Here is an 11249-nt window from a genome sequence, read left to right on the forward strand (position 1 = left end):
GGCCGCGTGGTGCGCGGTCTGCTCTTGAACAGAAGTGGCGTGGGTCAATGGAGAGGAAATTCGATCAGCCTGCCTGCATGTTGCGAGCAACGCCAAACGGGTAACAAAAGTATTCTTAGACGCATATTAGCGGTCCACTTCGCCCGGTCCTGTCAGAAGTTTTCCTATTCGTGACGCAGGTCACCGCTGCGCCTTCTTCTCCTCGGCCATCTGCTCCCGCAACTGTTGGTCTACCTCGCGCGCCCGCGTATCGATGATGGAGGCCTCGTAATGGTCCACCGGGACGGTGCCCTGGCGGGCCAGATCCTGGGCTGCCTTGAAGCGGTCGCGGGCGGCAACGTAGTCGAGGATGGCGACGTTGGCTTCCGCGTCGGCGCGGATCGCGCGCAGCGGTTCGTCCTGGGCGTTGTAGAGCGTGCCGAGGGTGCGCCAGGCAGTCGCGTCGCGCGGATGGGTGGCGACCCAGTCTCGCAGCGGTGCCACCATGGGCGCCGGGTTGCGCGTGGCGACAGCGGCTTGCGCGGACAGCAGCATCTCGGGGCGGTCCCGGGCCTTGGCGTCGAGCAGGGCCGCGGCGCGTGCGGGCTGGGCGGCGGAAAGTTCGATCTCGGCAGACAGCAGCCGGGCCAGCCGGGCCGCCGGTGCGTTGCCGGCCGTGCGTTCGCGCAGCCGCGCGGCCATGTCGCGCGCGGCGCCAAAGTCTTTCAGCGAATTGGCCGACAGCGCGGCCGCGTAGAGCATGCCGGCTTGCTGCGCCGGCGGGGCCTTGGCGAACTCGCCGGTGTTGACGGACTGGATCCAGACCCGCAGCACGTCCACGCCGGGGCGCGAGAGGACGCGCGCTCGCGAGGCGATCATGGCGTGGTCCATCACCAGCGGGATGGCGGCGTCGGCGCCGGGCTTGAACTGGGCGCGGCCCTGCATGTCGGCGATGCGCTCGGTGGTCAGCGGGTGGCTGCGCAGGTAGGGATAGGAGCCGTTGTCGTTGAGGCGGGAGGCGTATTGCAGCTTCTCGAACATCGCCGCGGCGCCTTGCGGCGCATAGCCGGCCTGGGTCATGACGCTGAAGCCGATGCGGTCGGCTTCGCGCTCCATGTCGCGCGAGAAGTTGAGCTGGCCCTGCATGGCCGCCGCCTGGCCGCCCATCGCCACTGCCTGGCCGATGTCGGCACCGCTGCGGCTGTTGCTCTTGGCCGCGGCCAGCATGCCGAGCACCATGGCCGCCAGCATCACCGGCATGTTGCGGGCGTCGCGGCTGATCATGCGCGAGATGTGGCGCTGCGTGATGTGCGACAACTCGTGGCCGAGCACGGTGGCCATCTCGTCGCGGCTGCCGACGACCGCGATCAGGCCGGTGTTCACCCCCATGTAGCCGCCGGGGAGGGCGAAGGCGTTGACGTCGCGGTCGCGGCCCAGGAGGATGGTCCAGGCGAAGCGCTCGTCGAGTTCGGGCGTGAGTTCGCCGCGCACGCGGGCGGCGGCCAGCAGCTTCTGCCAGATGTCGTTGATGTACTCGACGAGCACGGGGTCGTCGAGGTAGTCGTTGTCGCGGTAGATCTGGCGCGCGATGCTGTCGCCCAGGTGGCGCTCGGCGCTGGCGGTCATCTCGCCGTCGCCCAGGCCGGGCAGGCCCTGCGCCTGGGCAGCCGCGAGCGGCGGCATGACGACCTGGCAGGCGATCAAGACGGTGGCGCAAAGCGCCCGAAGGGCGGGCACGACACCCCGCTTAGGACTGGAAATGGAAGTCAACCGCAGCATCCCAGGTTGTTGAGTCGGCCTCGTATGATGCGCGACCGCACCGAATGTTCACAGATGAGTTCCCTTACACACTTTGACCGCGAGGGTCAGGCCCACATGGTCGACGTGGCCGGCAAGGCCGCCACGCACCGCGTCGCCGTGGCCACAGGCCGCATCGAGATGCTGGCGAGCACGCTGGCGCTGATCGAATCCGGCAGCGCGAAGAAGGGGGATGTGCTGGGCGTGGCGCGGATTGCGGGCATCCAGGCGGCGAAGAAGACGAGCGATTTGATCCCCTTGTGCCATCCGTTGGCGCTGACGCGGGTGGCCGTGGGGTTCAGCACTCATCCCGCCGAGGGCGAACTGGCGCCGCATGTGGTGTGCAACGCGACGGTCGAGACGGTCGGGCCGACCGGCGTGGAGATGGAGGCGCTGACCGCCGTGCAGGTGGCGCTGCTGACGATCTACGACATGTGCAAGGCGGTGGATCGGGGGATGACGATCAACGGGGTGCGGGTGCTGGAGAAGCACGGCGGGAAGTCGGGGAGCTTTACGGCGGGTTGAGTCGCTGCCCCTTCCCGCTCTGCGCCCACCTCGACGCTGCGTACGTGTTGCACTGCAGCAACACATGTAGAAGTTTGTAGTCACTCGCGGCCCGGCCCGCAAAAAAAGTCACACCTTCGTCCATCCCCTCGGACGAAAGGCATATGGAGCTAGACGAGCGGCCACCTTTGAAACCTCACATCGTGTGACACTTTGTCACCATTGAACGATTGAGAAACAAAGGTTTTCAAGTGCCATACGCCGCTGCATCCCGACCGCGCTCCCGCGGTTTCACGTTGATCGAAGTGATGATCACGGTGGCGATCATTGCGATCCTGGCGTCCGTGGCGGTGCCCTCGTACAAGGACTACATCCGCCGCGGACAGCAGCCGGAGGCCTTCAATGCGCTGTCCGACTTTCGGGCCAAGATGGAGCAGTACTACCAGGACAACCGCGGCTACGGGACCGGGACCAGCACGACCTGTGCGCCCGATTCAACGGCCAGTTCGTGGAACGCCTTTGCGGCGACCGCCCGGTTCGGCTACGTGTGCGCGACCGACGGAGCCACGCAGCAGTCCTACACCATCACGGCCACTGGAACCGCGGGCCAAGTCAACGGCGACAAGTACCGGATCGACCAGCTCGGCAACCGAACGACCACCAAATTCAAGGGCGCCACGGTCTCCGCCAATTGCTGGCTCACCAGCAGCAGTTCCTGCTGAGATGCCTTCGATGAGATTTGTCTTGCGAAGCCGGGGCTTCACGCTGATCGAAACGGCCGTCACCGTGGTGGTGCTGGCCGTCCTGCTGGTGCTGGCCATTCCCAGCATCGGCACATGGATGGACAACACGCGCATTCGCAATGCCGCCGAGTCGCTCCAGGTTGGCCTGCAGACGGCGCGGCTGGAGGCGGTCCGGCGCAACCAGAACGTGTCGCTCTATCTGGTGTCGCTCACCGATGCCAACACCATGGACAACAGCTGCGCACTTTCTGCAGCCAGCGGCTCATGGGTGGTGGCAGCGGCTTCGCCGGCCACCAAGTGCGGCGACAGCACCGTGGTGCTGGCCGGGCGGCCCATCGGCGACGCGGGCGGCAAGGTTGTCGTCACCGCAAGGTACTCGACCAACAACACCGACAAGACGGTGCTGGGAACCACCGCCGCCAATACGGTGACCTTCAACGGCTTCGGCCGCGTTGTCAATGTCGGCAGCGCGGTGAACCGGATCCAGGTCACGGGACCGGTGAGCACGACCAACTACCTCAACCTGATGCTGATCGTCGATGCGGGAGGCGGCGTGCGCATGTGCGATCCGCGCAGTTCGATCGCGTCCAACGATCCGCGCAAGTGCTGATAAATCAACGAACCGCCATGCGCGCTCACTACTCCGCCCATTCACCCAAGCGCCACGATGCACCCCGTCGGATGGGCAGCCGGGGCATCGCCCTGATCGAGGTGCTCGTTGCGCTGCTGATCTTCCTGTTCGGCATCCTCGGTTTCATCGGCCTGCAGACCGCCCTGACCAAGGTACAGACTGAAACGGACTTGCGCGCCACCGCCGCATACCTGGCCAACGAGGTCGTGGGCCGCATGTGGGCAGAGATGAGCAACCTGAACGGCTATGCCGGCACCACCTCCTGTTCCGCCACGGGCTGCACCGAATGGCGCAGCAAGGTGGCGCAGTTGCTGCCCAGCGGCGCGGCCACGATCACGGCCGACACCACGACCGGCAACGTGTCGGTCCAGCTCCGCTGGACCTTGCCCGGTGGCATCACGCACAAGTTCGAGACACAGAGCAACGTTTCTGCCAAGGCGGCCTTTTGACATGCGCACCCATTTCCTGAGCGGCCCCGCCGCCTCATTCGCGCCCAGCCGGCGCGCGCGCAATGGCGGCTTCACATTGGTCGAGCTCATGGTCGGGCTGCTCTTGGGCATGCTCACCGTCCTGGTGATCTCGCAGGTGCTGGCCATGTCGGAGGGCAAGAAGCGCTCCATCGCCACGGGCAGCAATGCGATGGTCAACGGTGCGCTCGCACTTTACACGCTGCAGCGCGAACTGCAGATGGCGGGCTACGGCCTGGCCTACAAGCCGGAGGCGCTGGGCTGCCCGCTCCAGGGCACCTTCACCGCACCCGGGACGCCCGCTGTCTCGGAAACCTTTACCGGCACCTTGGCCCCGGTCATCATCACCGACGGCGGAACCGACGGGTCGCCGGACACGCTGACGCTGCTGCAAAGCCGCAAGGCCAGCTATGCCGTTCCGGTGATGGTGAACTCGCAGAGCACCACCTACTACACGGTGCTGTCGTCGCTCGGCACCCAGGCCGGAGACCTGATGGTGGCCGTGCCCAGCGCCTGGAACGCGACCACGCCTTGCCGCTTGTTCAATGCGACCGATGACGGCGCGGGCTCTCCCAGCAATACCGGGCTGTGGGCACTGCGCGTGCCGCATACGGAGAGTACAACCACCACTTCCTGGAACAACAACACCACGCTGGCACTCTCGCCCGCCAGCTACCTGCTCAACCTGGGCAGCCTCGGCTACAGCACCTTCTCGATCAACTCCAGCACCCAGGCGCTGCAGACTACGACCCGCACTGCGACCGCTGCAAGCTCGACCTCGGAGTTGTTCCCGCAGATCGTCAACCTGCAGGCGATGTACGGCAAGGACACCAATAGCGACGGCGTGGTCGACACCTACAACAACGTCACGCCCGCCAACAACGCCGAGTGGCGGCAGGTGCTGACCATCCGCATCGCCGTGGTGGCGCGCAGCACGCAGTACGAGAAGAGCAAGGCGGACGAATCCGACGCGGTCACGCAGACCGCGCCGCTGTGGGACCTGGGCGCCAGCAGCACTGTCACGGGCGCCGCGGCTTGCCACAGCGGCAGCAAGTGCGTGGCATTGAAGATCGACCAGGTCCCGGACTGGAAACACTACCGCTACAAGGTCTACGACACCATCGTTCCGCTGCGAAACATCCTGTGGAACACCGCGAGCTAAACATGCGCCAACCCTCTTCACTCCGGCGCGCACGCGGCGCCACCCTCATCTTTGCGTTGCTCACACTGGTGGTGCTGGGACTGGCCACACTGGCGCTGGTGCGTTCCGTGGACACCAGCGCGCTGATGCTGGGCAACGCGACCTTCAAGCAGGACGCGACCGTGTCCAGCGACCAGGCGGTGCGGGCCGCATTCGTCTGGCTCAAGAACCAGACCGCCACGACACTGGGCGCCGACGTGACCGGACAGGGCTACTACGCGAGCACGCGCGACCTGGACCCGACCAAGCCGGTGGATACCACCGGCCAACAATACCCCAGCAACGCGCTGCGCCAACTGATCGACTGGGACGGGGATACCTGCGGCTACGTCTCGACCAACAAGAGCACTTGCGCGCTGGTTTCCAAGGATGCCGGGTCCACGCCGAACAGCAACAGCAAGTTGCGCTACGTGATCTTTCGCCTGTGCGGACTGACGGATGCCGCGGCCGCGGCCAGCGGCATCGCCAACAACTGCGCCACGCCCTCGGGCACCGCCGGCGGCGGCCACGAGGCCGGCGAGCGCGGTCCCAAGCTGATCGCCGGTGGCGCGTACTACCGCGTCGTGGTGCGAGTGCGCGGCTCGCGCAACTCCGTCAGCTTCATCGAAACGATCGTCCAACTTTAGCGATGTGCTCCGACGCACGAGAGGAGCCGCCGACCATGCAACGCCCTATGCCCCATCGATCAAGAAACACCGTCCGCCTTCAAGACATGGGGCGCACCTTCGTTTGCGGCGCCAGCCTGCTCGTCCTGAGTGGCATGGTCATCGTTGGCGGCGCGAATGCCACCGAGATTGCCGACACCCCGCTCATCACAAGCCCCAATGTCCAAGCCAAGCCGAACCTGATGTTCGTGCTGGACGACTCGGGGAGCATGGCCAACGACTACATGCCGGACGCCATGAAAGACGACGACAAATATGGCTTCTGGTCGTCTCAGTGCAATGGCGTCGCCTACAACCCGACTTTCACCTACACGCCCCCCATCAAGGCTAACGGCACAAGCAGCTATGCCGACTCGTCATTCGGCGCCGCATGGTCGGATGGATACGCTGGCACTGGCTCCGTCAACCTGGGCGCCGCCAGCACGGTAACGACCAGGCGAACCAGTGCGAGTTCCGTGGCCATCGGATCGGGATCAAAAACTTTCTCGATCAGAAGCTCAAGCGATACCAATACCTTCGTCGTCGGGGGCACGATAACGGCCAGCAACAGCGACAGCCGATGGATGGTCGGTACCGTCACCAGTTGGACCGGGTCCGGCAGCAACTGGACACTCGTCATCAACGTCCCCACGGGACAGTCGAGTGGAAGCTCGACACGGGATGACTGGGACATCAGCCAAGACGTCCAGGTCGGAACCCGCTACTACTACCAGTACACGGCAACGTCACCCCAGACGGCCATGAGTTGGAGCTTTGGCAGCACGGGCAGCGTGAACACCACGACCACGTTCTACAAGGAGTGCATGAGCGACATCGGGGCCTCACCAGGAAACGGCGTGTTCCAGAAGGTTCTCATCCTCGATCAGTCTGCCGCGCAGAAACAGAACTACGCGAACTGGTATTCGTACTACCGCACACGCACGCTGCTGATGCGGACGGCCGTCGGCCGGGCATTCGCGGCGCTCGACAGCGGCTATCGCGTGGGCTTCTCCACCATCAACAGCAGCACGGACGCAACCACTTCCGACGGCTTCCAGCCGCTGGCCGATTTCGACCAGACCCAGAAAAACGTGCTGTACAGCAAGTTGTACGGCGCGAGTGCCAGTGGCGCCACGCCCTTGCGCGGCGCCTTGTCGAAGATCGGCCGCTACTACGCGAACCTGCCTCTCGGCCAGACGAAGGATCCGGTGCAATACGCCTGCCAACGCAACTTCGTACTGCTGTCCACCGACGGCTACTGGAACAAGGGCAGCGGCAACAGTGAAGAAAGCAACTCCGGCTACGGGCCGCTGGATCTGTCGGGCAATCCCGTGGGCAACTGGGATGGCACGGAAAGTCGCCCCATGCACGACGGCGCGACTCCGGTCACCATCTGGCAGCGTACCCGCTACACGGTGACCAAGGGATCGAGGTTTGGCACATGCTCGAGCAGCAGCTTGTACAAGGTGACCTCTCAAGTGCAGACCTCGACAAGCCAGAACGGTACCTATTCCAACTCCGGCGATCCAGTCGACGGCGGATGTGTGGCCGGCACCACAGTGATCGTGGACACGACGGCCAGTGCACTTGCCGGAAACGGCACGGCCACCAAGGATACCGTCGCGACATCGTCGCAATCTACCTCGGGCGGCTCCTCCAACTCGCTGGCGGACGTGGCCGAGTACTACTACAAGACCGATCTTCGCGACGAGCAGAGAGATGGCACGACCAAGTGCACCTCCACCGCCTCGGGCACCTCACAGAACGTATGCGGCAACCTGGTGCCCACTTCGGGACGCGACACCGCCAAATACCAGCACATGACCACGTTCACCATTGGTCTGGGCGTGAGCGGAACGCTGACCTACGATCGGAACTACCTGACGCAACCGTCGGGCTCTTATGTCGACCTCATCAGCGGCGACGCCAGTTGGCCCGCGCCGATCACCAACCTCGCCGACATCAGCGGCAGCTCAGGCGATGCGCGTAACGTCGACGACCTGTGGCATGCCGCCGTCAATGGCCGGGGCCAGTACTACTCGGCGCTGAACGCCGCCCAATTGGCGGAAGCGATCAGCGGCGTCGTGGACACCATCGCGGAAGTGACCGGTTCCTCCTCGGCGGCAACCACCAGCACGCTGGAACTCGTCTCGGGTGACGACAACCAGGTCTACAGCGCGAGCTACACAACCGGCAGCTGGGTCGGCGACCTGAAGGCCTTCCCGCTGGACGGCGATACCGGCGAGATCGGCACAACTGCCACGTGGTCTGCCCAAGCCAAGCTGAGCGCCACGGCCTACACCTCACGCAACATCTACTACCTGAAGCCCAACGCGGCCACGGCCACGCTCGCGGACTTCAACTGGACCAACCTGAACGCGGACGGCTTGGGCAGCAACTTCACCGATGTGTGCCCTGCGCTTCCGGCGGTCGCAAAGCTGTCGCAGTGCACCAACCTCAATGCCGACGAGAAAGGCTGGGCCAACGACGGCACCCGCCTGGTGAACTTCCTGCGTGGCGACAAGAGCAACCAGGCCGCCAATACCACGCTCGGCTCTACGCAAGCCCTCTTCCGCGCGCGGGCCGGCCTGCTGGGCGACATCATCAACGGGGCGCCCAGGTACGTCAGCAAGCCCGCATTCAGCTACAGCGATGCCGGCTACACGGATTTCGTGCAGACGTGGAAGGATCGCAAGGCCATGCTCTACGTGGCGTCCAATGACGGCATGCTGCATGCGATTTCCGCCGGTGGCACCGATGGCGGCACGGAGCTGTGGGCGTATGTCCCCACGGCCGTGATGAAGAACATGTACCGGCTCGCGGATTCGTCCTACGAATCGAAGCATCGCTATTTCGTCGATGGCGCGCCGGTGGTGGGCGACATCTACGTGAACGGCGCCTGGAAGACCATCCTTGTGGGTGGCCTCGGCAAGGGCGGCCGCAGCTACTACGCGCTGGACATCACCGATCCGCAAGCTCCCAAAGCCTTGTGGGAGTTCACCGACAACAACCTCGGCCTGACCTTTGGCAACCCCGTCATTACCAAGCGCGCCAACGGCACCTGGGTTGTCGTATTCGCATCGGGCTACAACAACGATGGCTCCATCGGTGATGGCTCCACAGGCGACGGCCAGGGCCGTCTGTTCGTGCTGAACGCAAACACCGGCGTACGGGCACGGACCGACATCACCACCGGCGTGGGCGCCACCAACGCGTCCAGCGGCCTGGCCAAGATCAACGGCTGGATCGACCAGGACATCGACAACACGTCCAAGCGTTTCTATGGTGGCGACCTGCTCGGCAACCTGTGGCGCTTCGACATCGACGGTGTGGTGGCGCCCAACAATGCGGCACTGGCGTTGGCCAAGTTCCAGATCAATGCGACCACGCCGCAACCCATCACCACGCGGCCCCGCCTGGGCGAGTCCAATGGCAAGCCGGTGATCATCGTAGGCACCGGGCAATACCTGGGCACTGGCGACATCTCCAACACCACCACGCAGACCATCTACGCAGTGAAGGACTCGCTGACCAACACCAGCCTGGGTGACGTACGCGCCAACAACACGATGGTGCGCCAGACGCTCTCCGTGAACCAGGATGGCATCACGGCCTCCATCACCAACAACCAGGTCAGTTGGACCGCCAACAATGGCTGGTGGGTGGACTTGCCGCAGAGCGGCGAGCGGTCGGTGGTCGACATCGCGCTGCAAAGCAACGTGCTGGCCATCGCCACGGCGATTCCCGCCGGCGACGCCTGCAGTTCCGGCGGTAGTTCGTGGAACTACTTCCTCAGCGTGAGCGGCGGCACGGCGCTGCAGAACGTGGCGGGCGCACAGGTGAGCGCCAATGCGCTTGTGGTCGGCCAGAGCTTCGTCCGGATGGCCGATGGAACGATGCGATTGATCCGCCAGTTGAGCGACAGCACGACCAAGCTCGTGGACACGCCCTCCGGCGCCCCGTCGCCCGTCACGCCTCAGCGCACCTCGTGGCGCGAACTGGTGGACTGATCCGGGGGCCAGACAGACGATGACGACTGCCGCATTGGGGGCGGCTTGGGGGCCAGAGCCACACGGATGGCGCAACGCCGACAAGCGATATGCGCTGCCGCTGTGCGCAGCCATCTCGGTGCTCGCGCATGCACTGGTACTTGGGTATCGCGGTGCGCCGGAACCCGGGCTGATTGCAGGACACGCGCCATCAGGAGTGCCGCGGGCAGTTCAGGTGCGCATGGTGTCGCCCCAGGCCGAGACTGCGTCTCCGCCGACGGTGCGCGCAGTTCCGACGGCCCCGGCCACGCATGTCGAGGAGCCTGTGCGTCCTCGATCAGCGTCACGCTTGGCTCCGGCTCCCGCACCGACGCCGGCACCTTCTGACACCGTCTCTGCCACCACTGCGCCGCAGCCCGAAACGGAGACAGAAGCCCCCGCCCCAACACCAGCTGACGACCTCCTGGCGCAAGGCACGGAGTCAGCCGCGATTCGCGCAGGTCGAGACGAATACATTCCCCGGCCCTTGCTGACAGTCGCACCGGTCGCGCAAACGCCGGTCCACCTGATTGCCCCGCCAGACGAGACAGCGATCGCCCGCCACGCTGGCATCCTCGCGCTCTACATCGACGAGCAAGGCGAGGTTCGGCAAGTGACGGCTGACGACTCATCGGTCCTGCCACCCGCATTCGAACAAGCGGCGCGCGAAGCCTTCATGGCGGCACGATTCGCGCCGGGTCAGTTGGATGGCCTGCCCGTCAAATCAAGGGTCCGCGTCGAGGTCGTGTTCGACAACACGCCGCAGCAGTGACGCTCATGCGTCGCGCTGCAAGTCCACCCCTCACTTCAGGCACTTCCCCGGATCATTCGTCGCCGAAGCCAGCGGCGTCGTATTCGTCTTGGTGTACACCCCGCAGTAATCCCCCGCCATCGCACCGGCCGGCGTCGCGGTGATCGTGTAGGTACCCGTATCGGCGACCAGCGTGATGTTGTAGAGCGCGGCCCCCGTCGCCGGCACCGCGCCGAACATCCCGTTGAAGACCGTGTTGGTCGTCGCCGTCGGTGTGCTGCTGTACCGGTTGTTCTCCGTAAAGTACCGCTCCAGCCACCCCTCGCCCTTCAGCACCTCCGCCCTCACCTGGGCCCGGTTGGACCGCTTCACGTATTGCGAATACGCCGGCAGCGCGATGGCCGCGAGGATGGCCACGACCGCCACCACGATCATCAGTTCGATCAACGTGAAGCCGGCCTTGCGCCTGGCATGCGCTGGTAGGGGATGTGCTTTCATGGACAA

Annotated in this window: 10 protein-coding genes; 8 read left to right on the top strand and 2 right to left on the bottom strand. The window is 65.0% G+C overall.

Annotated features, from left to right (window positions below):
- Positions 1-180: 180 nt before the first annotated feature.
- Positions 181-1758, bottom strand: coding sequence for a M48 family metalloprotease (locus tag WKW79_RS27520; protein ID WP_340338410.1), 1578 nt, complete (start codon positions 1756-1758; stop codon positions 181-183).
- Between the two features lie 54 nt (positions 1759-1812).
- Here WKW79_RS27520 and moaC point away from each other — a divergent pair, with 54 nt between their 5' ends.
- The 8 genes from moaC to WKW79_RS27560 all read left to right on the top strand — a co-directional run bounded on the left by moaC (position 1813) and on the right by WKW79_RS27560 (position 10766).
- Positions 1813-2301, top strand: a complete 489-nt coding sequence (gene moaC / locus WKW79_RS27525) for a cyclic pyranopterin monophosphate synthase MoaC (protein WP_340338411.1) — start codon at positions 1813-1815, stop codon at positions 2299-2301.
- A gap of 230 nt (positions 2302-2531) precedes the next feature.
- Positions 2532-3002 carry a type IV pilin protein gene (locus WKW79_RS27530; protein ID WP_340338412.1) on the top strand — a complete coding sequence of 157 codons (471 nt, stop codon included), beginning with the start codon at positions 2532-2534 and terminating at the stop codon, positions 3000-3002.
- Positions 3003-3012: 10 nt separating this feature from the next.
- A complete protein-coding gene (locus WKW79_RS27535) occupies positions 3013-3633 on the top strand; it encodes a GspH/FimT family pseudopilin (RefSeq protein ID WP_340338413.1) in 621 nt (206 codons plus the stop codon).
- 17 nt (positions 3634-3650) lie between these two features.
- Positions 3651-4103, top strand: a complete 453-nt coding sequence (locus tag WKW79_RS27540) for a type IV pilus modification PilV family protein (protein ID WP_340338414.1) — start codon at positions 3651-3653, stop codon at positions 4101-4103.
- A gap of 1 nt (position 4104) precedes the next feature.
- Complete coding sequence (locus WKW79_RS27545) at positions 4105-5283, top strand: PilW family protein (RefSeq protein ID WP_340338415.1); 1179 nt, start codon at positions 4105-4107, stop codon at positions 5281-5283.
- 2 nt (positions 5284-5285) lie between these two features.
- A complete protein-coding gene (locus tag WKW79_RS27550) occupies positions 5286-5948 on the top strand; it encodes a pilus assembly PilX family protein (protein ID WP_340338416.1) in 663 nt (220 codons plus the stop codon).
- A gap of 35 nt (positions 5949-5983) precedes the next feature.
- The gene (locus tag WKW79_RS27555; protein WP_340338417.1) at positions 5984-9976 is read left to right on the top strand and encodes a PilC/PilY family type IV pilus protein; all 3993 of its coding nucleotides are present in this window, start codon (positions 5984-5986) and stop codon (positions 9974-9976) included.
- A 505-nt stretch (positions 9977-10481) separates the two neighbouring features.
- Complete coding sequence (locus WKW79_RS27560; RefSeq protein WP_340338418.1) at positions 10482-10766, top strand: energy transducer TonB; 285 nt, start codon at positions 10482-10484, stop codon at positions 10764-10766.
- A 30-nt stretch (positions 10767-10796) separates the two neighbouring features.
- On the opposite strand, the gene WKW79_RS27565 is transcribed toward WKW79_RS27560, so the two are convergent.
- Complete coding sequence (locus tag WKW79_RS27565) at positions 10797-11243, bottom strand: type IV pilin protein (RefSeq protein ID WP_340338419.1); 447 nt, start codon at positions 11241-11243, stop codon at positions 10797-10799.
- Between the last annotated feature and the right edge of the window lie 6 nt (positions 11244-11249).

The organism is Variovorax robiniae (genome assembly GCF_037889955.1).
GTDB lineage: Bacteria > Pseudomonadota > Gammaproteobacteria > Burkholderiales > Burkholderiaceae_C > Variovorax > Variovorax robiniae.

Coding starts and splice junctions, on each gene's coding strand:
- WKW79_RS27520 (WP_340338410.1), bottom strand. CDS start 1,758: ATGCTGCGGTTGACTTCCATTTCCAGTCCTAAGCGGGGTGTCGTGCCC.
- moaC (WP_340338411.1), top strand. CDS start 1,813: ATGAGTTCCCTTACACACTTTGACCGCGAGGGTCAGGCCCACATGGTC.
- WKW79_RS27535 (WP_340338413.1), top strand. CDS start 3,013: ATGAGATTTGTCTTGCGAAGCCGGGGCTTCACGCTGATCGAAACGGCC.
- WKW79_RS27540 (WP_340338414.1), top strand. CDS start 3,651: ATGCGCGCTCACTACTCCGCCCATTCACCCAAGCGCCACGATGCACCC.
- WKW79_RS27545 (WP_340338415.1), top strand. CDS start 4,105: ATGCGCACCCATTTCCTGAGCGGCCCCGCCGCCTCATTCGCGCCCAGC.
- WKW79_RS27550 (WP_340338416.1), top strand. CDS start 5,286: ATGCGCCAACCCTCTTCACTCCGGCGCGCACGCGGCGCCACCCTCATC.
- WKW79_RS27555 (WP_340338417.1), top strand. CDS start 5,984: ATGCAACGCCCTATGCCCCATCGATCAAGAAACACCGTCCGCCTTCAA.
- WKW79_RS27565 (WP_340338419.1), bottom strand. CDS start 11,243: ATGAAAGCACATCCCCTACCAGCGCATGCCAGGCGCAAGGCCGGCTTC.